The sequence below is a fragment of the Nocardioides seonyuensis genome (genome assembly GCF_004683965.1).
GTDB lineage: Bacteria > Actinomycetota > Actinomycetes > Propionibacteriales > Nocardioidaceae > Nocardioides > Nocardioides seonyuensis.
This window is the reverse complement of the sequence record NZ_CP038436.1, coordinates 2632882-2653684: the sequence shown is the minus strand read 5'-3', so window position 1 is coordinate 2653684 and position 20803 is coordinate 2632882. Positions and strand designations below refer to the sequence as shown.

General features: G+C 70.1%; 20 protein-coding genes. 13 read left to right on the top strand and 7 right to left on the bottom strand.

Translation table 11 applies throughout. The features are described 5' to 3' along the window. The first annotated feature begins 7 nt into the window (after nucleotides 1-7). From EXE58_RS12845 to EXE58_RS12830, 4 genes are all read left to right on the top strand, one after another. Entirely contained in the window at nucleotides 8-1240 is a 1233-nt protein-coding gene (locus tag EXE58_RS12845) for an IS30 family transposase (RefSeq protein WP_135267697.1), read from the top strand. A 116-nt stretch (nucleotides 1241-1356) separates the two neighbouring features. Then, complete coding sequence (locus tag EXE58_RS12840) at nucleotides 1357-1986, top strand: TetR/AcrR family transcriptional regulator (protein ID WP_167288867.1); 630 nt, start codon at nucleotides 1357-1359, stop codon at nucleotides 1984-1986. Then, nucleotides 1983-3692 carry an FAD-binding dehydrogenase gene (locus EXE58_RS12835; protein WP_135268258.1) on the top strand — a complete coding sequence of 570 codons (1710 nt, stop codon included), beginning with the start codon at nucleotides 1983-1985 and terminating at the stop codon, nucleotides 3690-3692. Before EXE58_RS12840 ends, EXE58_RS12835 begins: the two co-directional genes overlap by 4 nt. Nucleotides 3693-3771: 79 nt before the next feature. Continuing rightward, complete coding sequence (locus tag EXE58_RS12830) at nucleotides 3772-5700, top strand: hypothetical protein (protein WP_135268257.1); 1929 nt, start codon at nucleotides 3772-3774, stop codon at nucleotides 5698-5700. 49 nt (nucleotides 5701-5749) lie between these two features. Here EXE58_RS12830 and EXE58_RS12825 read toward each other — a convergent pair whose 3' ends face one another. After that, entirely contained in the window at nucleotides 5750-6937 is a 1188-nt protein-coding gene (locus EXE58_RS12825; protein ID WP_135268256.1) for a SpoIID/LytB domain-containing protein, read from the bottom strand. Between the two features lie 77 nt (nucleotides 6938-7014). On the opposite strand from EXE58_RS12825, the gene EXE58_RS12820 reads away from it, so the two are divergent. Continuing rightward, complete coding sequence (locus EXE58_RS12820; RefSeq protein WP_135268255.1) at nucleotides 7015-7812, top strand: hypothetical protein; 798 nt, start codon at nucleotides 7015-7017, stop codon at nucleotides 7810-7812. 19 nt (nucleotides 7813-7831) lie between these two features. On the opposite strand, the gene EXE58_RS12815 is transcribed toward EXE58_RS12820, so the two are convergent. Both EXE58_RS12815 and lpdA read right to left on the bottom strand, forming a co-directional pair. Further along, a complete protein-coding gene (locus EXE58_RS12815) occupies nucleotides 7832-9220 on the bottom strand; it encodes an NAD(P)H-quinone dehydrogenase (protein WP_135268254.1) in 1389 nt (462 codons plus the stop codon). After that, nucleotides 9220-10623, bottom strand: coding sequence for a dihydrolipoyl dehydrogenase (lpdA, locus tag EXE58_RS12810; protein ID WP_135268253.1), 1404 nt, complete (start codon nucleotides 10621-10623; stop codon nucleotides 9220-9222). Before lpdA ends, EXE58_RS12815 begins: the two co-directional genes overlap by 1 nt. 35 nt (nucleotides 10624-10658) lie before the next feature. Here lpdA and EXE58_RS12805 point away from each other — a divergent pair, with 35 nt between their 5' ends. The 6 genes from EXE58_RS12805 (at nucleotide 10659) to EXE58_RS12785 (ending at nucleotide 15650) form a co-directional block, all read left to right on the top strand. Then, nucleotides 10659-11111, top strand: coding sequence for a gamma-glutamylcyclotransferase family protein (locus EXE58_RS12805; RefSeq protein ID WP_208544004.1), 453 nt, complete (start codon nucleotides 10659-10661; stop codon nucleotides 11109-11111). A 65-nt stretch (nucleotides 11112-11176) separates the two neighbouring features. After that, nucleotides 11177-12541, top strand: coding sequence for a YncE family protein (locus EXE58_RS12800; protein WP_135268252.1), 1365 nt, complete (start codon nucleotides 11177-11179; stop codon nucleotides 12539-12541). Between the two features lie 56 nt (nucleotides 12542-12597). Next, a complete protein-coding gene (locus tag EXE58_RS12795) occupies nucleotides 12598-13404 on the top strand; it encodes a purine-nucleoside phosphorylase (protein ID WP_208544003.1) in 807 nt (268 codons plus the stop codon). Nucleotide 13405: 1 nt separating this feature from the next. Beyond that, nucleotides 13406-14194, top strand: a complete 789-nt coding sequence (locus EXE58_RS12790; protein ID WP_135268250.1) for an NAD-dependent epimerase/dehydratase family protein — start codon at nucleotides 13406-13408, stop codon at nucleotides 14192-14194. Nucleotides 14195-14234: 40 nt separating this feature from the next. After that, nucleotides 14235-14609, top strand: coding sequence for a MerR family transcriptional regulator (locus tag EXE58_RS19740; RefSeq protein ID WP_208544002.1), 375 nt, complete (start codon nucleotides 14235-14237; stop codon nucleotides 14607-14609). A 33-nt stretch (nucleotides 14610-14642) separates the two neighbouring features. Beyond that, nucleotides 14643-15650 carry an aldo/keto reductase gene (locus EXE58_RS12785; RefSeq protein WP_208544001.1) on the top strand — a complete coding sequence of 336 codons (1008 nt, stop codon included), beginning with the start codon at nucleotides 14643-14645 and terminating at the stop codon, nucleotides 15648-15650. Between the two features lie 27 nt (nucleotides 15651-15677). Here EXE58_RS12785 and EXE58_RS12780 read toward each other — a convergent pair whose 3' ends face one another. Further along, nucleotides 15678-16988, bottom strand: coding sequence for a DUF2252 domain-containing protein (locus EXE58_RS12780; RefSeq protein ID WP_135268249.1), 1311 nt, complete (start codon nucleotides 16986-16988; stop codon nucleotides 15678-15680). A gap of 67 nt (nucleotides 16989-17055) precedes the next feature. Here EXE58_RS12780 and tpx point away from each other — a divergent pair, with 67 nt between their 5' ends. Next, a complete protein-coding gene (gene tpx, locus EXE58_RS12775) occupies nucleotides 17056-17553 on the top strand; it encodes a thiol peroxidase (RefSeq protein WP_135268248.1) in 498 nt (165 codons plus the stop codon). 1 nt (nucleotide 17554) lies between these two features. Here the strand turns inward: tpx and EXE58_RS12770 are convergent, their stop codons facing one another. Together EXE58_RS12770 and EXE58_RS12765 are read right to left on the bottom strand one after the other, a co-directional pair. Further along, complete coding sequence (locus EXE58_RS12770; protein ID WP_135268247.1) at nucleotides 17555-17992, bottom strand: SRPBCC family protein; 438 nt, start codon at nucleotides 17990-17992, stop codon at nucleotides 17555-17557. Beyond that, nucleotides 17989-18642, bottom strand: a complete 654-nt coding sequence (locus EXE58_RS12765; protein ID WP_208544000.1) for an MOSC domain-containing protein — start codon at nucleotides 18640-18642, stop codon at nucleotides 17989-17991. Before EXE58_RS12765 ends, EXE58_RS12770 begins: the two co-directional genes overlap by 4 nt. A gap of 53 nt (nucleotides 18643-18695) precedes the next feature. Here EXE58_RS12765 and EXE58_RS12760 point away from each other — a divergent pair, with 53 nt between their 5' ends. Then, nucleotides 18696-19202, top strand: coding sequence for a hypothetical protein (locus EXE58_RS12760; RefSeq protein WP_135268246.1), 507 nt, complete (start codon nucleotides 18696-18698; stop codon nucleotides 19200-19202). A 177-nt stretch (nucleotides 19203-19379) separates the two neighbouring features. Here the strand turns inward: EXE58_RS12760 and EXE58_RS12755 are convergent, their stop codons facing one another. Beyond that, nucleotides 19380-20750: an HNH endonuclease signature motif containing protein gene (locus tag EXE58_RS12755; RefSeq protein ID WP_135268245.1), complete on the bottom strand. Its 1371-nt coding sequence runs from the start codon at nucleotides 20748-20750 to the stop codon at nucleotides 19380-19382. Nucleotides 20751-20803 lie beyond the last annotated feature (53 nt).

The following is a 20803-nucleotide window of genomic DNA, read 5'->3' as shown; positions in this document are numbered from 1 at the left end:
TGTTGCGATGCCGAAGTGGATCTCGTTTGAGACTCAGGAGGAGTTCTTCGAGCTTCTCTGTGCGGGTGCTCCGATCGCCCATGCAGCGGCTTGGTCGGGCGTGTCGATCGAGACCGCGACGAAGTGGTGGCGTGAGCGTGGCGTCATGGGACTTCAGATGGCAGTGGGTGCCCGGGGCGGACTTCCCGGGTCCGCGCCGTTGCGGCGGCCTGGTGATGACCGGGAGGTACGTCGACGGCGGCCGTTGACGAGTGAGGACCGGGCGGTGATCGCCGCGCTGGTTCATCAAGGGGTTTCGCTGCGCGAGATCGGTAGGTTGCTGGGACGTGACGTGTCGGTGATCAGCCGGGAGGTCGCGCGCAACAGTGGTCCGGACGGGAGCTATCACGGGCCGGTGGCACACCGCGCGGCCCACGAACGCCGGCGCCGACCCAAGGCGTTCAAGCTGCACGATCCGAGGCTGTGCGGGTCGATCGAGACCTGGATGGATGACGGCTGGTCACCGGGCCTGATCGCGGCCGTGCTGCGCAAGCAGCACCCACACGACACGGCAGCGGCGAAGATGGCTCGTGTGTCGCACGAGACGATCTACCGCGCGTTGTACGTCCAGACCCGCGGCAGCCTGCGCCAGGACCTGGCCGCCCAGCTGTCGACCAAGCGTCGGTCCCGCAAGCCCCACGGGTCGGTGGACGGGCGCGGGAGGAGCCTGTATCGCGAGGCGTTCACCATCAGCCAGCGTCCCGCCGAGGTAGCCGACCGGGCGGTGCCTGGCCACTGGGAGGGCGACCTGATCCTCGGCGTCGGGAACCGGTCTGCGGTGGGGACCCTGGTGGAGCGCTCGACCCGGTTCGTGATCCTGCTGCACCTGCCCGGACGCCACGACGCCGAGTCCGTGGCCGAGGCGATGATCCGCGAGATGAGCAGGCTGCCCGAGCACCTGCGCCGATCGCTGACCTGGGACCGGGGCAGCGAGCTGGCCAACTACCGCGACGTCGAGGCCGCGCTCGAGATGCCGGTCTACTTCTGCGACCCCCACTCGCCCTGGCAGCGCGGGTCGAACGAGAACACCAACCGGCTTCTGCGGTTCTGGCTCGAGAAGGGCACCGACCTCTCGACCCATACCGCCGAGGACCTGGCCCGCATCGCCGCCACCCTCAACAAGCGCCCGCGCCCTACCCTCGACCTACGGACACCAGCCCAAGCGCTGGCCGCGCTGCTCGCCGACCCGGCAGCAGCATGACCGTTGCTTCCACCGATTGACACCGCCCGGTCGAGAACCCGCGCAATCCCCGGGTAGCCGGTGACTCCGACCGAAGTTAGATAGCGAGCGCTCGCTTTTTATGCGAGGATGCTCCGGTGCCGACCTCGCCAGCCCCGCGCCGTACCCAGGCCCAGCGCCGCGACGCGACGATCGCGCGACTGCTCGACGCCACCGTCGCCTGCCTGGCCACGAAGGGGTACGCCGCCACCTCGACCGCCGCGGTCTGCGCCGAGGCAGGTGTCAGCCAGGGAGCGCTCTTCCGCCACTTCCCCACCCGGCAGGCGCTGCTCGTGGCGACTGCCGACCACGTCGCCGAGACCAGCGTGAACGCCTTCCGGGAGGCGGTCGGCGACGACGTCGCCACGGTCGAGGGCGTGACGCACGCGCTGGCGCACCTGCGCACCGTGGTGCTCTCCCCCACCCACCAGACGTGGCGCGAGCTCCTGGTGGCGGCGCGCTCCGACGCGGAGCTGCGCGAAGCCCTGCGCCCGGCCCGGATGGCGTTCCAGGACCGGATGCTCGAGGCCGCCACCGAGCTGTGGGGCGGACTGCTGCCGCCCGAGGACCTCCCCGCCGTGCTGAGCATCGTCGTCAACGTGCTGGACGGCCTCGCCTTCTCGGCACTCGACCCCGACCCCGCCGCCCCACCCGGGCGCACCGTCGAGCGGGCACTCGCCCTGCTCGCGCAGATGATCGTCGACCACCAGTCCCAGGAGACCAGATGACCCCGCCGGCCACTCACAGCGAATTCCAGCCCGACGCCATCGTGGTCGGTGCCGGTCTCGCCGGCCTCGTCGCGACCCACGAGCTCGCCCTGGCCGGCAAGCGCGTCCTGGTGCTCGACCAGGAGAACCGCCACAACCTCGGCGGCCAGGCGTGGTGGTCGCTCGGCGGGCTGCTGTTCGTCGACAGCCCTGAGCAGCGCCGGATGGGCATCAAGGACTCCCCCGAGCTCGCACTCCAGGACTGGCTGGGCAGCGCCCAGTTCGACCGCCTCGGGGACGGTACGTCGAGTGCGGGACGCGGCGAGGACCACTGGCCGCGGCAGTGGGCCGAGGCCTACGTGCGGTTCGCCCACGAGGAGAAGCGCGACTACCTGCGTGCCCTGGGCCTGAAGTCGTTGCCCTTCGTCGGCTGGGCCGAGCGCGGCGACGGGCGCGCGACCGGCCACGGCAACTCGGTGCCGCGCTTCCACCTCACCTGGGGCACCGGCCCCGAGGTCGTGCGGATCTTCGCCGAGCCCGTGCAGGCTGCCGAGGAACGCGGCCTCGTACGATTCGCGTTCCGCCACCAGGTCGACGACCTGGTGGTCGAGGACGGCGCGGTCGTCGGAGTGCGGGGCACGGTGCTGGCCGAGGACGACTCCCCGCGGGGTGTCCGGTCCAGCCGGGAGGCCGTCGGAGACTTCGAGCACCGTGCGGCCGCCGTGGTGGTGGCCAGCGGCGGCATCGGCCACAACCACGAGCTCATGCGGCGGAGCTGGCCCACCGAGCGTGTGGGCGCCGCACCCGAGCACATGATCTCCGGCGTCCCTGCCTACGTCGACGGCCGGATGCAGGGCATCTCCGAGGCGGCCGGAGCCTCGATGGTCAACCGCGACCGGATGTGGGCCTACGTCGAAGGCATCCACAACTGGGACCCCGTGTGGCCCGACCACGCCATCCGGATCCTCCCCGGCCCCTCGTCGATGTGGTTCGACGCCCACGGCAAGCGCCTCGAGGGGATGTCGGGCGTGCCGGGTGCCGACTCGATCGGCGCCATGAAGCAGATCCTGGCCACGGGGCACGACTACTCGTGGTTCGTCCTCACCCAGTCGATCATCGAGAAGGAGTTCGCCCTCTCCGGCTCCGAGCAGAACCCCGACATCACGGGCAAGGACGTGAAGTTCCTGCTGAAGTCCCGCCTGGCCAAGGGGGCGCCGGGCCCGGTGGAGGCGTTCAAGGAGAAGGGCGTGGACTTCGTCGTCGCCGACAACCTCGACGACCTGGTGAAGGGGATGAACGCCTTGGCCCGTGGGCCGGAGCTGGACCTCGAGGTGATCGAGCGGCAGGTCGTGGCGCGCGACCGTGAGCTCGACAACCCCTTCTCCAAGGACGTCCAGCTCATGGTGGTGAACAACGCCCGCCGCTCCCGCACGGACAAGCTGATCCGGGTCGCCAAGCCGCACCGGATCCTCGACCCCGAGCACGGCCCGCTCATCGCCGTACGCCTCAACATCCTCTCCCGCAAGACCCTGGGCGGCCTCGAGACCAACCTCGACTCCCAGTGCCTCGACGCCGACGGAGTCCCCGTCGAGGGCCTCTACGCCGTCGGCGAGGTCGCTGGATTCGGCGGGGGTGGCGTGCACGGCTACAACGCGCTCGAGGGCACCTTCCTCGGGGGCTGCATCTTCTCGGGCCGTGCTGCCGGGCGGGCCGTCGGCGCCAGGTGAGGTCCGACCGGTGACAGTCGGGGGCGCTCACCGTTAGGTTGTCGCGACCGGGTCCGGAGCTGAGGAGGACGGGGGAACGATGTCCGTACGACGCCTCGTGGCGCTCGCGACCCTGCTCGCAGCGACGCTCGCACCGACGACCCTGGCCCCTCCGACACACGCCGACGCCGAGACGCAGCAGAGCCTGCAAGGCTTCCTGCCCGGCTTCGTCACCATGGTCAGCGAGTCCGGTGACTACATCGGCGGCGGCCTCTCCAGGTCCTACCGGGACAACATCTCCGTGTCAGGTGGTGCCGGCGTGGTCGTCGTCTCCGCCGGGCCCTACTCCTTCGAGTTCGCCGCCCCGTCGGGGTACTCGCTCACCCCCGGGCGTTACCCGGGGGCGGTGCGCTACCCGTTCCAGGAGCTCGGCGAGCCCGGGTTGTCCGTCTCCGGCGACGGCCGTGGGTGCAACGAGGTGAGCGGCTGGTTCACCGTCCTCGACCTCGCCCCGGACCGCGTGTGGATCGCCTACGAGCAGCACTGCGAGGGCGGCGATGCCGCGCTCTTCGGCGAGATCAGGCTCGGCTCCTCCTTCGACCAGGACCAGCTCACGGTCGAGGCCGGGGTGATGTCGTGGCCCAGCGAGCACCCGGGCGTCCCTGTCCGGCCCACACCCGTGCGTGTCGCCAACACGGGGACGACCCCCACGACCGTCCGCTCGACGATCGAGGCCGGCGCCAACGACTTCTCGATCATCCACGACGCGTGTCCCCAGTCCCTTGCCCCGGGGGCCTCCTGCACCATCCACGTCGGCGTCACGCCCAGCCGTCCCGGTGTGCGGCTCGGCCTCCTGCAGGTGCTGGACGACCGCGGAAGCCGCCGAGAGGTGTCGCTGTCCACCATCGGGATCCCCGGGCGCACCGAGTGGCACATGAGTGGCGAGGCAGGTGACTGGATCAGCGGTGGCCGCAGCTATGACTACACACCACAGCAGGGCGCGCTGATGGGCGGCGGCGGGACGGAGACCCGGGCCTGGATGTCCGTCGACCACGCGGGCGACTGGTGGACGGCGAGCTTCGAGGCACCCAGCGGCAAGATCCTCCTCCCCGGGCAGACCTACACCGGGGCCACCCGCTACCCGTTCAACTCGGGCAACGCCGGCCTCGACGTCAGCGGGTCGGGGCGAGGGTGCAACGAGCTCGGCGGCGAGTTCACGGTCCACGAGGCGACCTACGACCAGGGCTACCTCACGAGCTTCCGCATCTCCTTCGAGCAGCACTGCGAGTTCAGCGCAGCTGCCCTGCGGGGCGAGGTGTCCTGGCGCGCCGTGGACCCCGACGCCCCGACCCCCGACACCGTCGCACCCAGCGCGGTCAGCGACCTCACCGTCGAAGCGGGCGCCACGACCGCCCGCCTGTCCTGGCGCAACCCGACCGACGCCGACTGGGTCGACACCGTCGTCGTCGGCACGCCCGGCACGTCCCCAGCCAGCATGGGTCGACTCCTGTACGACGGCCGTCAGCAGCAGGCCACGGTCACCGACCTGCCACTCTCAGGTCCCTACACGCTGACGGTGTTCACCGAGGACACCTCGGGCAATCTCAGCCCCCTGCGGTCGGTCACGCTGCCCGGTGGAACCACGGCTCCGTCCGAGCCCGAGCCCGAGCCCAGTCCCGGGCCAGTCCCCGGACCAGCTTCCGGACCCGGAGCCGGCTCGACCGGCAGCACGCCACCGGTCACCCAGCCCCCGGAGGCACGAGCGGTGCGACTCGTGGCGACTCGACTTTCGAGGGTGAGGTTCCGCTTCCGCGCCAGAGCGGATGTCTGGGCCAAGGACGCCCGAGGGGTCCTGCAGCGACGCACTTCGCGCGGCTGGCGCCGAGTCGGCAGCCGGAGCTTCTCCGACGATGGACGGATGCGGATCACCCGACGCGTCCCGCTCGGCAAGAGCCGCTATCGCCTCGTGGTGCGGCTGGACGACCAGCGCGTCATCTCGCCCGCGATCAGGGTGCGCGGTCGACGCTGACACCTGAAAGGTCGGACGACTCCGTGTCGACCTGGCGGCCGTCCTGGGCTCAGGGGTCCAGCCGGCGGCCCTGGAGCTTGGGCGTCACGGTGAAGGTGAACCACTCGGACTTCAGCCCCAGGACGGTGCGCAGGTCGTCGCCGGAGATGTCGGCACGGCCGGTGGTGCCCACGAGGGACATGGCGAGCACCCGGCCTCCCCACGCGCCGTTGCCGTCGCGTGAGGTGACCTCGATCGAGGTGAGGTCGCCGATCGCCGGCCAGTGCTGCTCGAGGGAGGCGTCGTTGGTCGTGAAGGTCCACTCGGCGTAGCCGTCGAAGGGGTCGGTCTGGGCGACGAGGTAGGGGGTCGACCCGGCCGAGGACCAGCCGCCGTTGCTGGCAGAGAACTGGGTGAACGCGGGTACGCCGTCGTAGTAGAGGCCCTGGCCCTCGGTCATCCTGATCGCTGCCGTCGCCGCCTCGTGCTCGACTCCGACCCCGCCGTAGACCTGGCAGTGGCTGGTGTCACACAGGTCGTAGTGGGCGGCCGTCGGGTTCGAACGCTCGGCAGCGGCGTAGGTCCGCGCCGCCACTGATTGCGCAGCCACGGCGTGCGGCTCCCACAGCGGAGGCACCTCCTCGGGGACGACCCCGCGCAGGTAGCTCTCCATGGGGAGGACGTTGACGGTGTCCCGCTCGTCCGAGCGGAGCTTTCCGCGGTAGTCCGAGGTCCCGGCGGGCGTCACCAGGGACAGCGGACCCCGGGTCGAGGAGAGCTCCCCCTCGCCACGGAACTGCTTCCACGTCCGCCAGCCCCAGCCCTTGGTGAACTGCACCTTGGTCCGGGAGCCCGACGGCAGCAGGCGCCACTTGCGTGCCCCCTTGCTCGGAAGCCGCCACGTGCGGCGTCGCTCCAGGCTCTTGACCTTGATCCCGCGCTGGGCCACGACCTGCACGTCAGAGGTGGTGTCAGCCGAGATGAGCACGCGCATGCGGCCGGTGATGGCACCCCACGTGGTGCCCGGGTAGTAGAACTCGACGATCTGCTGCCAGGTGTACCCCTGGGAGGCCGCGCCCTGGGCGCCGTACTGCGAGAGGCCGTGGCCGTGGCCGTAGCCGCGTCCGGTGAGCGTCACGACGCTGTCCCCGGTGGTGGGGTAGACCTCGACCCTGCGGTTGGCAGCCTCGGCCGGCAGGACAGGGAGCAGCAGCGTCGCGGTCATCAGCGCGACGAGCAGTGCGCGGGTGCGAAGCATGGGACTCCCCCGAGTCGTTGACAGAAAAGCACGAGACTACAGGCGCTTTGGTCAGCGCGCAGGTGCATCATGGATGAGTGCGGAAGCTCGGTCGCCGCGCTCGCGAGGCGCGGCTCGCAGAGATGGACGCCTTCCGCCATGCTCGCCGGGCGGCTCACGAGGACGTGACGGCGTTCGGTGAGGAGCTCGCCGAGCTGCACTTCGACACCCTCACGACCGTGCTCGACGACGGGATGCGTCGTGACTACCAGACCGCCCTCGACGACTACGAGTCCGCGAAGACCCGGCTCGCCGGCGCCGACGCGACGCCCGACATCACCGCGGTCACCGCGACGCTCGCGGACGGCAGGTTTGCGCTCGCGTGCGTCCTGGCGGCGCGCGACGGGCTGGCCCGCCCCACGCGTCGCGAGCCATGCTTCTTCAACCCCGCGCACGGACCCGCCGAACGCGACCTGACCTGGGCGCCGCCCGACGGAGAACCTCGCGAGATCCCCGTGTGCTTCCGTGACTACGAGAGACTGATGACCGGCGCCGAGCCCCACGTGCGCCGGGTCGCACTGGGCAACCGGCAGGTGCCGTGGTTCTCGTCCGGGCCGATGTACGCCGCGTGGGCGCAGGGCTGGTACTCCGGCCTCGTCGAGCAGCACCGCTTCCAGGCAGATCGCCTGACCATGGCGTTCGTGACCACCGTGGCCGTCGGCGGCGCGAGCCACGCGACGACGGGCGTGGTGTGGGCGGACCCGGGCTCGTGGGACGGTGGCGGCACCATCGGCGGGCACGACTACTCCGGCAGCTGGGGCGGCGGCAGCTCCGGCGGTGGCGATGCGGGCGGAGGCGACGCAGGCGGGGGCGGAGACGCCGGCGGAGGCTTCTGAGAGTCCCGGAGCCAAGACCTCAGAACCGGTGCAACCGCCTGGCGGCCTCGGCGATCGAGCCGCTCATCGAGGGATAGACGGTGAAGGTCTGGGCGAGCTGGTCGGCCGTCAACGACTCGGCGACGGCGATCGCGACCGGGTGGATGAGCTCGCTGGCACGCGGACCGACCACCACGCCGCCGATGATCGTGCCGGTCCCGGGTCGACAGAAGAGCTTGACGAAGCCGTCGCGCACGCCCTGCATCTTGGCCCTGGCGTTGCCCCCCAGGGGCAGCATCACGACCTCGGCCTCGATCTCGCCGGCGTCGACCGCCTGCTGCGACCACCCCACGGTGGCGATCTCGGGGGCGGTGAAGACGTTGGAGGAGACCTTCTTGAGGTCGAGCGGCGCCACTGCGTCACCGAGGAAGTGCCACATCGCGATGCGACCCTGCATGGCGGCGACCGAGGCGAGCATGAGGACGCCGGTGCAGTCTCCTGCGGCGTAGACGCCGCGTGCCGACGTGCGGGAGACCCGGTCGACCTTCACGAACCCACCGTCGTCCGTGGCGACTCCGGCGGCCTCCAGCCCGAGGTCAGCGGTGTTGGGCACCGATCCGAGGGCGAGGATGCAGTGGCTCCCCTGCACGGTGCGCCCGTCGGTGAGGGTCACCGTCACCGTGTCGCCGTCACGGGTCACCGACTCCATCCGGGACTGGCCCAGCACCTCCATGCCGCGCCTGGTCGCGACCTCCTCGAGCACCGCGGACGCATCGGCGTCCTCCCCCGGGAGCACCCGGTCACGCGAGCTCACCAGGGTCACGGGGATGCCGAGCGCCAGGTAGGCGCTGGCGAACTCGGCCCCTGTCACACCGGAGCCGACGACGATGAGCTTCTCGGGGACCTCGGTGAGGTCGTAGACCTGCTCCCACGTGAGGATGCGCTCGCCGTCGGGCTGCGCGCTGGGCAGCGTGCGCGGCGAAGCGCCGGTGGCCAGCAGGATCGCGTCGGCCGGAAACGCCTCGTCGCCGACCGTGACGGTTAGGTCGGGCCCCACCTGTCCTCGCCCCTGCACGACGCGGACGCCGTCGCGCTCGAGCCGGGCGGCGATGTCGGCGGACTGGTCGGCGGCGAGCTTCTGCACCCGCGCGTTGACCTTGCCGAGGTCGACGCGCAGGGCGGCGGCAGCATCACCCTCGTGGTCGAGGAAGTCGATGCCCAGCTCGGCCGCGTCGGCCACCTCGGTCATGACCTCGGCGGTGGCGATCAGGGTCTTGCTGGGCACGCAGTCGGTGAGCACGGCCGAGCCGCCGATCCCGTCCCTGTCGACGACGGTCACCTCGGCCCCGAGCTGGGCTGCGACGTGCGCGGCCTCGTAGCCGCCGGGGCCGCCCCCGATGATGACGACGCGGTTGGAGGAGGAGTGCATCAGAAGTTGATCATGTGGCCGGCGATCCCGTGCACGGCTTCCTTGACGGCCTCGGACAGGGTCGGGTGGGCGAAGACGTTGCGCGCCACCTCGTCGGCGGTGAGGTCCCACTTCTGCGCCAGGGTCAGCACCGGAAGCAGCTCGGTGACGCCGGGCCCGATCATGTGGGCGCCGATGATCTCGTTGTGCTCGGCGTCGGCCACGACCTTGACGAAGCCCATGGGCTCGCCCAGGCCCATCGCCTTGCCGTTGGCGGTGAAGGGGAAGCTCGCCGTCTTGACGTCGTAGCCCTTGTCCTTGGCCTGGGCCTCGGAGTAGCCGAACGACGCGATCTGGGGGTTGCAGTAGGTCGCGCGAGGCACGAAGTCGAACTCGACCGGCATCGTCTCGGCGCCGTTGATCGTCTCGGCGGCGACGATGCCCATCGCCTCGGCGACGTGGGCCAGCATCAGCTTGCCGGTGCAGTCACCGATGGCGTAGACGCCCTCGACGTTGGTGCGGCCGTATTCATCGATCTCGATGGCACCCCGGTCGGAGACCTTCACGCCGGTGTTCTCCAGGCCGTAGCCCTCGACACGTGGGGCGAAGCCGAACGCGGCCAGGAACTTGTCGGCCTCGATCACCTGCTCCTCGCCGTCACCCGAGGCGGGTGCGACGGTGACCTTGACTCCGGAGCCGGTGTCCTCGACGTTCTTCACCGCGGTGGAGGTCAGCACCTTCACGCCGAGCTTCTTGTAGTGCTTGGCGAGCTCCTTGGAGATGTCGGCGTCCTCGGTGGGCACCATGCGGTCGAGGAACTCCACGATGGTGACGTCCACCCCGAAGTTGGCCATCACGTAGGCGAACTCCACCCCGATGGCACCTGACCCCCCGATGACGATGGACTTCGGCAGCTGGTCGGTGAGGATCTGCTCCTCGTAGGTGACGACGTTCTCGCTGAGCTCGACGCCCGGCACGAGCCTGACCTTCGCGCCCGCGGCGATGATCAGGCTGTCGCAGGTGTAGGAGGTCGTCTGCCCGTCCTTGTCCTTCACGTCGACCGTCTTCGGACCGGTGAGCGTGCCCCACCCGTCGATCTCGGTGATCTTGTTCTTCTTCATGAGGAAGTGGACACCCTTGACGATGCCTGCACTGACGTCCCGGCTGCGCTTGTGGGTGGGGCCGAAGGCCATCGTCGCGTCGCCCTCGATGCCGAACTTCGCCTTCTCGTGGGTCAGCGTGTGGGCGAGCTCGGCGTTCTTCAGAAGAGCCTTGGACGGGATGCACCCCACGTTGAGGCAGACACCGCCCCAGTACTTCTCCTCCACCACGGCGACCTTCTGGCCGAGCTGTGCTGCGCGGATGGCGGCGACGTAGCCACCGGGGCCGGCGCCGAGGACGAGGGTGTCGAAGTGCTCAGTCACGTCTGCAGCCTACCGGGCTCGCTACCCTGCTCTTCGTGACGCTCTACGCCGCCTACGGGCCCAACATGGATCCGGCGCGCATGAGCGAGCGCTGCCCCCACTCGCCCCTGCAGTCGACCGGCTGGCTCAGCGGCTGGCGGCTCACCTTCGGCGGCGAGGAGCACGGCTGGGACGGCGCGCTCCCCACGATCGTGCAGGACCCGCACGAGCAGGTCTTCGTCGCCATCTTCGACGTCAGCGTCGAGGACGAGCGGACCCTCGACGGCTGGGAGTCGGCCGACACCGGGCTCTACCGCAAGACGCGGGTGCGCGTCTCCACCATGAACGGCGAGGTGGTGGCGTGGGCCTACGTGCTGGACGCCTACGAGGGCGGTCTCCCCTCCGCGCTCCACCTCGGGGTCCTGGCCGACGCGGCCGAGGCCGCCGACGCGCCTGCCGACTACGTCGCGGCGCTCCGCAGGAGGGCGTGCCGGTCCACGGGACTGTGACGTGCACCACCACCATGTGAGACAGGTGGTGTCACAACCAGTTACACCTCCGCCATAGTCGGCGCATGAACCTTCGCCCCCGCCTCCTCTCGGTCTCGGCCGCGGTCACCGCGGCACTCACCGTCCTGGCACTGGTCCCCGCTGCCACGGCTTCCGCGCCCCCCGCCCCCGACGCTCTTCGCGACGTCATGTTCGTCGGCAACAACTGGTCGGGCACCGCCTCGATCGTGGACGCCCACGACCCCGCGATCCTCAAGGGCGGGATCAACCTGATCCCCGACAAGGCGCAGGAGATGCGCGACATCACGTGGAACCCCGAGCGACTCTTCTACTTCCTGGTGATCCGCAACGGACCGGGCGAGGGCCACGACCAGTTCGTCGACGACATGTTCAGCACCCCCGACGGCAAGTACCTCGCAGTCTCCCGGCCGAGCTTCGCCGACGTCGTGTGGATCGACATCGCCAAGGCGGTGGCGGGCCGCAGCGACTCGATCGTCGTCGAGCGCTCGATGGACGGCCACCGCAGCGACCACGCAGGGCTCTCCCCCGACGGCAGGCGGCTGCTCGTCAGCGACTCGACCGAGCGCCAGGTCATCGAGTACTCCATGGTGGACGAGACCCTGCCCGACGGTCGGGTCGTCAAGATGGGCGACCGCCTGCGCACGTTCGAGTCCGGGGAGACACCCCACGAGAACAACTACTCCCCCGACGGCGAACGGATCTACCACGCGTCGATCGGCACCGTCTACACGCCGCTGGACAGCTGGATCAGCGACTGGACCAAGGGCGACCGGTGGTTCGAGATCGTGCGCAACGGCGACTTCGGCATCGACCGCCGCTGGGACATGGGCAAGGAGCTGGCCGAGGCCGGCTACCCGAGGATGAGCTCCGCCGTACGACCGATGGCCGTCGCCCCGGGTGAGCGCTTCATCTACTTCCAGGTCTCCTTCTTCCACGGCTACGTCGAGTTCGACACGCAGGCGGCCGACCTCAACGGCAAGGTCGACTACTCGACTGGCAGCCAGGCGGAGCCGCGCACCGGAGCGGTCACCCGCCTGGTGTCGTTGCCCAACCGGGTGCCCGACATGCCGCGCACCGAGTACGTCAACGACTCCGCGCACCACGGGCTCTCGATCGACTCCGCCGGCACGACGCTGTGCGTGGCAGGCACGATGGACGACTACGCGGCGCTGGTCGACCGGGCCACCGGAGCCCCGACGCTGTTCGACAAGTCCACCACGGGCCACGGCTACCTCAAGCCCTACTGGACCACCGAGGGCCTCGACGACACGTGCTGGATCTCGCTCTCCGAGTCCGACTCCGTGGCCGTCCTGGACGTGAAGACCAAGAAGGAGATCGCCTACCTGCCCGTCGGCGACCACCCCCAGCGGGTGCGGCGAGGTGTCGTGCAGGGCAGCCTCTTCGGCTGACCCGACGCTGGTCCTGGCCCGCGGGCTCGGCAGCCGGGGCGTCTAGAGTGCGTGGGGTGACCGACCACCACGCACTCGCCAAGGACGCGGCCGCCGAGCTCGCGGCGCTCACCGGTGTCGAACGCCACGACATCGCGCTCGTGCTGGGCTCGGGCTGGCTGCCCGCAGTCGACGCGCTCGGCGACGCGACCGCCGAGGTCGACACCACCGACCTGCCTGGCTTCCACGCCGCCGGCGTCGCCGGCCACAGCGGCAGGATCCGCTCGATCCACCACGCCACCCCGGCGGGCGACCGGCACCTGCTGGTGTTCCTCAGCCGCACCCACTTCTACGAGGGCAAGGGGGTCGCCGCGGTCGTGCACCCCGTGCGCACCGCGGCAGCGGCCGGCTGCAAGGCCATCGTGCTCACCAACGGCTGTGGGGGCCTGAAGGAGGGCTGGCAGCCGGGGCAGCCGGTGCTGATCTCCGACCACATCAACCTGACCGCGACGAGCCCGCTCGTCGGCGCCAACTTCGTCGACCTCACCGACCTCTACAGCCCTCGGCTGCGCGCCATGTGCAAGGAGATCGACCCGAGCCTGGACGAGGGGGTCTACGTGCAGTTCCCCGGCCCCCACTACGAGACTCCCGCCGAGGTGCAGATGGCCAAGGTCATCGGCGGTCACCTGGTCGGCATGAGCACCACGCTGGAGGCCATCGCCGCCCGTGAGGCCGGGATGGAGATCCTGGGCATCAGCCTGGTGACCAACCTCGCGGCAGGGATCAGTGGCCAGCCCCTCAACCACGAGGAGGTCCTCGCGGCCGGCAAGGCGGCTGCCAGCCGGATGGGCGGGCTGCTCAGCCAGGTCGTCGAGCGGATCTGACGTGCGCGTGCTCCTCACCGGCGCGGCCGGATCCATCGGCCGGGTCGTCACCCTGGGGCTCTGCGACCGCGACCACGAGGTCGTGGGCCTGGACCTGGTCCCCGAGCCGGAGGGCTTCACCGGTGCCTGGCACACCGCCGACTGCTCCGACCCCGACGCGGTGCGGGAGGTCTTCGCCCAGCAACCGCTGGACGCGGTCGTCCACCTGGCCGGTGTCCCCGACGAACGGTCGCTTCCCGAGGAGCTCACCTCCCACGTCATCACCACTGCGGCCCTGCTGGACGCGATGGTCGAGCACCGGGTGGGTCGCATGGTCTACGCCTCCTCCAACCACGCCGTGGGTCGCACCCCGCGCACCGACCTGCTCACCGCCGACACCCCTCCACGACCGGACACGTTCTACGGCGTGGCCAAGGTCGCGGCCGAGGCGCTGCTGCGGCTCTACTCCGAGCGTCACGGGATCGACGCGGTGGCCTGCCGCATCGGGTCGTTCCTCGACGAGCCCGCCACGACGCGGGCGCTCTCCACCTGGCTCTCCCCCGACGACTGCGTGCGCATGGTGGATGCGGCGTTGACCGCCCCCGCACCGGGGTTTCAGGTGATCTACGGCATCAGCGACAACGCTCGCGCCTGGTGGGACCTCGAGCCCGGGCGGATGCTGGGCTTCGAGCCCCAGGACGACGCAGAGGTCTACGCCGACCGCGTCGCAGCGCGTGCGCAGGACGCCGAGGAGGCGTCGTACGTCGGCGGGCCCTTCGCGCTCGAGCAGTTCCACCGGCCCGCCCTCTGAGCCTTGACTTGGAGCGCGCTCCACGTCGGACACTGGTGCGGTGACCAGCTTGAGCATCGCCGCGGCCGCTCAACAGACCGGCCTCACCGCCCACACCCTCCGCTACTACGAGCGCGACGGCCTGATGCTGCGCTCCGTCGAGCGTGCGTCCTCGGGGCACCGCCGCTACACCGACGAGGACCTGCGCTGGATCCAGATGGTGACCCGGCTCCGCGCCACCGGCATGCCCATCCGTGACGTACGCCGCTACGCCGCGCTCGTCCGCGACGGCGACGGCAATGAGGCCGAGCGGCTCGACCTCCTCGTCGCCCACCGCCAGGTCGTGGAGCAGCAGCTCGCGGAGGTCACCTCCCACCTGCGGGCGATCGACCACAAGATCGCGCTGTACGAGCACAAGGTCTCTCCGATCGCTTGACTTGGAGCGCGCTCGAAGGAGTTCTGTGGTGGCATGACGACACCAGACATCGGACAGCGCACGCTCGGCACCACCTCCGCCCTCACGGTCAGCTCCCTCGGGCTCGGCTGCATGGGGATGTCGGAGTTCTACGGCACGCCCGACGAGCAGGGCGGCACCGACACCATCCGCCGCGCGCTCGACCTCGGTGTGACGTTCCTCGACACCGCCGACATGTACGGCCCGTTCATCAACGAGCAGCTCGTCGGCACGGCGATCGCGGGTCGGCGCGACGAGGTCCAGCTCGCCACCAAGTTCGGCAACGAGCGGCTCCCCGACGGCACCATGGTCGGGATCAACGGCAGCCCGGAGTACGTGCGCAAAGCCTGCGACGCGTCGCTGCAGCGGCTCGGGGTCGACCACATCGACCTCTACTACCAGCACCGCGTCGACCAGACCGTCCCGATCGAGGAGACGGTCGGCGCGATGAAGGAGCTCGTCGACGCCGGCAAGGTCCGCCACCTCGGGCTCTCCGAGGCCTCTGCGGCCACCATCCACAAGGCGCACGCCGTGCACCCGATCACCGCGCTGCAGACGGAGTACTCCCTCTTCACCCGCGACCTCGAGGACGAGATTCTCCCCACCATCCGCGAGCTCGGCATCGGTCTGGTGCCGTACTCCCCGCTCGGCCGCGGCCTGCTCACCGGCGCGATCAGCGCTTCCAGCGGCGCCGATGGCGAGGCCGATCGCCGCCGCTCGGAGTACTTCCCCCGCTTCCAGGGCGATGCGCTCGACGCCAACTTGGCGCTGGTCGAGAAGGTGCGCGGGATCGCCGCGGCCAAGGGCTGCACGCCCGGCCAGCTCGCGCTCGCCTGGGTGCTCGCGCAGGGCGATGACATCGCCCCGATCCCTGGCACCAAGCGCGTGGCGTACCTCGAAGAGAACGTCGGCGCGGTGGGGGTCGAGCTCACCACGGACGACCTCGCCGCGCTCGAGCGGGCCGTCCCGCGCGACGCAGTGCAGGGTGACCGCTACGGCAACATGGCGAGCATCGACGCCTGAGCACCCACGCGAGGGTCTGGTGGCGCCTCAGGTGGCCGCGACCCCGACCCTGCCCTCGCGGAACGCGTCGACGAAGCGGGCGTGATCGTCCCTCACGGTGCCGGAGTAGCGCATCCCCCACTCGCACAGCCAGTCGACGAAGTCGCGGCGGCTCCCCTTCACCGACGACGCGATCGCCGTCTCCACCTGGAACTCGACGAGGTCCTGCTGGCTGTCCTCGTCGGACGCGCAGTGGATCTTGGCGGTCGCCCGACCCAGCAGGTCGACGACCGCGCGAATGTCGGCGGGCTCGTTGATCTCGCTCCAGTCGAGGTCCACCTCGTAGGGCGACACCTCCGCGACGACGTAGCCCACGCCGTCCAGGCTGGTGTGACCGAGGAGCGGGTCGGTGTGCACCTGCAGGGCCCGCTGGCTCACGGCCGTGCGGTGGCCCTCGTGCTCGAAGTAGGCGTCCACCTCGGCCGTGTCGACGAACCTGCTGAGCGCGGGGACGTTGGCCTGCTTCATGCTCAGGACCACGTCGTTGTCCAGGGCCTGGCTGTAGCCCTCGACGAGGACGTTGTAGGCCGGCAGCCCCGCGCTGCCGATCCCGAAGCCAGACTTCCCGACCACGTCACGCAGCTCGTAGAACAGCTCGCGGTCGAAGCGCTTGGACTCCGGGATGGTGTCGAGGTAGTTGGAGAAGGCACTCACTACCTTGGTGCGCTCGGCCCGTGGCAGGCGGCGGGTGGTGTCGTCGGCGCGGAAGCGTCGCGTGCCCCGCTCCTGCACCGTCACGTGGTCGAGCAGGTCGGCGCGCTTCATGGCCCGGGCCGACTCGAGCACGGCGAGGACGGGGCCGTGCGCGTTGTCCAGGCGGATCGCGAAGTCCTCGTCGGACGCGGAGTCGGTGTAGTGGTTGACCTGCGCAAGGTAGGAGCGCGCGTAGCGGGCGATGAGCTGGCGCACCGCGTCCTCCGGCAGCGCCTTCTGCCAACCCAGGAGGGCGAGGCTCGCTGCAAAGCGCTGCAGGTCCCACGTGAAGCGACCCAGGTAGGCCTCGTCGAAGTCGTTGACGTCGAAGACCAGGCGCCCGTCGGAGTTGAGGTAGGTGCCGAAGTTCTCGACGTGGAGGTCGCCGTGGATCCAGATCCGCTCGGCGCCGTGGGCAGCCCACTCCGCCGGCTCGGTCGTGACGTCGTGGTAGAAGAGGCAGGCCGTGCCGCGGTAGAACGCGTGCGGGTCGCGAGCCATCTTGCGGTACTTCGCGCGGAACGCGGCCGGGTCGGCCTTCATGAGGGGCGCGAAGGCGTCACGCAGCACCTCGATGATCACGGTCGTGCGATCGGTGCTCCCCATACGGGCACTCTAGGTCGCACGGTGGGCGGCCGGGGCCGTCCATCCACCAGCAGTGTAGGAATGGGGCATGGCAACCACTGCACTCAAGGGCAACCCCGTCAACACCGTCGGCGACCTGCCCCCCGTCGGAGAGAAGGCTCCCGGCTGGGAGCTCGTCGGCGCCGGTCTCTCACCGCTGACCCACAGCGACACGCAGGGCAAGCGTGTCGTGCTCAACATCTTCCCGAGCGTGGACACCGGCATCTGTGCCGCGAGCGTCCGGAAGTTCAACGAGCTGGCGGCGAGCCTCGACAACACCACTGTCGTCAACGTCTCCCACGACCTGCCGTTCGCCCAGGCACGCTTCTGCGGCGCCGAGGGCATCGAGAACGTCCAGGTCGGCTCGGCGTTCCGGTCGTCCTTCGGCGAGGACTTCGGCGTCAAGCTCGTCGACGGTCCGATGGCCGGCCTCCTCGGCCGTGCGGTCGTCGTGCTCGACGAGGACGGCCACGTCGTGCACTCCCAGCTGGTCCCGGAGATCACCACCGAGCCCGACTACGACGCCGCGGTCGCTGCTCTTTCCTGAGTCATCCGGTCTGCGTGAGCCGGGCCCGGAGGCCCTGCTCGCACCCGGCCATCATGTGGTCGTGGTTCCACCGCATCAGCGGATGCGTCAGCACTGACGCCACCGCGAGGCCACGGTGGGCCACGACCACCTGCTGCGCGTACGACACCTCGGTCGTCGTCCCGCGCTCGTGCAGGTCGAACTGCGCCCACCCCTCGAGCGCGCCGCTGATGCCGACCACGAGCATGGTCGGCTCGCGTCGCTGCGCGTGGAGCACGAGGTCGAGCGTGTAGGGCAGCACCGAGCGGCACAGCACCCGAGCGGTGTCGTCGTCGATCTTGGCGACGGCCACGACCTGCGGCCACCACTCCGGGTAGTGCTCGAGATCGACGAGAACCTCCTGGACCCGCGTCGTCGGCGCCGGCGTGCTCCAGTGCCGGTGGAACTCGTAGGTCCTCAACGCCCGAACCGTCCCGCGAGCCACTCGTGCTCGGACGGTCGCAGCGCCTCCGCGTCGAGGATGTGCCGGCCCAGGTCGCGGTCGCCCATCACGGCGCGGAAGAGCATCGGCACCGTCACGTCGTGGTCGGGCCGCTCGACCACCTCGATCGGGTCTCCGGGCTCGATGACGCCGGCCTCCACGACCGCCAGGTAGGCGCCGACCCGTTCGCGTGCGGCGAACCGCTTCATCCAGCGCAGCTCTCCCATGTGGGCCGCGAAGGTGGCGCAGGGGGTACGCGGGCGGCAGACCTCGAGGAGTGCGGTTCCCACCCGCCAGCGCTCCCCGACCAGCGCATCGTCGACCTCGAGTCCTGTCGTTGTGACGTTCTCGCCGAACGCCGCGCCATCGGGGAGCTCGCGGCCGAGCTCGCGCTCCCACCAGTCGAGCTCCTCCCGGGCGAAGGCGTAGACAGCCTGGGACTCACCGCCGTGGAACTTCTTGTTGCCGATCGCATCACCGACCACGCCACTGCCGAGACCGACCCGCTTGGGGCCGGGGTCGCGCACCTCGATGCGGTCGACCGGACGCTTCTGGATCCCCGACGGACGCGCCAGGCCGCGCACGCGCCCCAGCGGCGCCGCGTTGACAGACCTGACCGCAGCAGACACGACGCACACGCTAACCGTGGACGGTCAACGGCTCGCCTGCGAGTCTGTCGCGCATGCATGACGACCCCAGCGCCAACAACTGGTCCGTAGCGGTCAATGCGCTAGACGGTGGCTACTTCCTGACGTCGCTCAGCCCCACCACGCCTCCCGATGAGGAGTGGACCCCGACCCTCTTTCCGAAGAACCCCGGCGAGGCTCTCGCAGACGGGGCCATCGCAAGCATCAACATCCTGGGAACGGATGAGGAGCGCGTACTCCTTTCGTGCATCGCGATGAACAGTGCTCCAAGCGAGGGGGAGATTCAAGGCAGGGTCGACCGCGGCGCCCACCTGGTCACATTCGCTCTGGAGGCCGCCGGACCCATCCTCGTCGTAGGCAATGACTTGGAGGAACAAGCCACCTTTGCTCCAAGATTGACTTCGCCTCTCCGGCTCGACTGCCTCATCTACATGGTCATGGAACCCGATCTGCTGTATCCCGGCGACCCGGTTGAGCAACACCACCTACGTATGTGGCCCGCCGACGATGCCGTCCATGTGAAGCCATGGTGGATCGACTGAGGAGCGGCGACGCGTGGTGCCGCCGATTCTGGAGCGCTCAACTTTGCCTGGGCTGCCACGCCCGCACCTCGAGAGATCCGGTCACCGGGAGTCACCAGCATGGACACACTCAGTCAGAGCACACTCAATGTGATCCCACGCAGCGGAAATGGGGAGTGTGCGCGGCGAGGCTGGACGTCAGGCCGTGGGCAGGGTGATCGTGCCGGTGGGAGTGACGACGGCGGTGAGGCCGGCGGGGCCGGTCCACAGGTAGGTGCCGGGTGCGGTGCGCTGGTAGCTCCAGCCGCCTGCTGTCTTGGCACGGTGGTGTCTTCGACACAGCGGCGCAAGATTGCCTGGCCTTGTCTGGTCGGGCGGACCGCCCTCGTCGGGGTCCTCGTAGGGCTCGATGTGGTCGAGGTCGGCGTGCCTGGAGGGGTGTGAGCACCACGGGAACACGCACATCGGGTCGCGGAGGACGACATGCTCGGCCATCCGCGGCGGCGGGTCGTGGCGATCGACGGACCAGGTGTCCTCACTCACGACGTGGAGCACGGGCTGGATGGTGACGCGGGCCTTGCCGGCCCAGTCCTTGATCTGGTCGAGAGTGACCGGGCCGAGGCCTTCGACCGTGCCGACTGCACCGGACGTGCCGGCGACAACGTCCGCGAGGGAGGCGTGGAGGTAGAGCCGGACCTTGGCGTCGCGGCGCTCGATGAGGCGACGGCGGACTGCGGCTCGCTCGTCGTCGCTGGTGTCGTCGAGGAGGCTGGTGAGGTCGAGCCGGGCCTGCGCGTCGGCGATGACACCGAGGGCCCTGGCCTTGCGGACCTCGAAGGTGTCGCCGTCACCCAGGGACCCGAGTGCTTCGGCTTCGGCGCACACGATGTCGTGGAACCGGGTCAGGTCGAGGGTGTCGCCGATCGCGTGGATCTCTGAGGTGGCGCCGCCCTCGCGTGGGTCGCGGTGCTTGAGCTGGACGTCCCACTGCGGCCGGGCGCGCTTCTCCTTTTCTGCCAGGGGCTCGCCGTCCACCCGGGCCGCGGCCTCGGCGATCAACCGGTCCAGGGCCCCGAGGCTGAGGGACCCGACCCGGCCGGCGGTCTGCCGGTCCACCCACAGGGCAGCGTCCAGGGACAGGTCACGGGTGCGGGAAGCGACCCGGCGCGCCTTCCACGCAGGCACGAACCCGGCCTGGGTCTGGTCCCAGAGCACCGGGAGCCGGTGGTGGAGATCCAGCGAATCCGCGAGCAGCGCTGAAGCAGCAGTGGGTGCGATGCCGCACGCGACGGCGAGCGGCTCGGCGGTGAACGCCGCCACCGCTGGCGTGCCGGCGCCACCCAACGTCTCCGGGGCTTCCAGGACCGAAGGGAGGACAGGCCCACAAGCAGTCTCGGCCGCGTCCACGACCGGGTGCGCAACAGCCCACTCGTAGGCGACCCGCAGCTGGTGAACCGCGACCTCGCGCAGCACGCTCTCGCACTCGGCCGCCTGCTCCAGCAGGCCACGCACGCTCGCGTCCGCGAGGTCCACGACCTCGAGATCGGAGTCCTGCTGGATGCTGGTCATGAGGACAAGTCAACCAGTCACCACCGACAGTCGAAGGCCCGAGAACCCCCGAT

What these genes read in the sequence shown, in the direction of transcription:
- EXE58_RS12845 (WP_135267697.1), top strand. Translation starts at nt 8, where the DNA reads ATGCCGAAGTGGATCTCGTTTGAGACTCAGGAGGAGTTCTTCGAGCTT.
- EXE58_RS12835 (WP_135268258.1), top strand. Translation starts at nt 1,983, where the DNA reads ATGACCCCGCCGGCCACTCACAGCGAATTCCAGCCCGACGCCATCGTG.
- EXE58_RS12830 (WP_135268257.1), top strand. Translation starts at nt 3,772, where the DNA reads ATGTCCGTACGACGCCTCGTGGCGCTCGCGACCCTGCTCGCAGCGACG.
- EXE58_RS12825 (WP_135268256.1), bottom strand. Translation starts at nt 6,937, where the DNA reads ATGCTTCGCACCCGCGCACTGCTCGTCGCGCTGATGACCGCGACGCTG.
- EXE58_RS12815 (WP_135268254.1), bottom strand. Translation starts at nt 9,220, where the DNA reads ATGCACTCCTCCTCCAACCGCGTCGTCATCATCGGGGGCGGCCCCGGC.
- EXE58_RS12800 (WP_135268252.1), top strand. Translation starts at nt 11,177, where the DNA reads ATGAACCTTCGCCCCCGCCTCCTCTCGGTCTCGGCCGCGGTCACCGCG.
- EXE58_RS12785 (WP_208544001.1), top strand. Translation starts at nt 14,643, where the DNA reads ATGACGACACCAGACATCGGACAGCGCACGCTCGGCACCACCTCCGCC.
- EXE58_RS12780 (WP_135268249.1), bottom strand. Translation starts at nt 16,988, where the DNA reads ATGGGGAGCACCGATCGCACGACCGTGATCATCGAGGTGCTGCGTGAC.
- tpx (WP_135268248.1), top strand. Translation starts at nt 17,056, where the DNA reads ATGGCAACCACTGCACTCAAGGGCAACCCCGTCAACACCGTCGGCGAC.
- EXE58_RS12760 (WP_135268246.1), top strand. Translation starts at nt 18,696, where the DNA reads ATGCATGACGACCCCAGCGCCAACAACTGGTCCGTAGCGGTCAATGCG.
- EXE58_RS12755 (WP_135268245.1), bottom strand. Translation starts at nt 20,750, where the DNA reads ATGACCAGCATCCAGCAGGACTCCGATCTCGAGGTCGTGGACCTCGCG.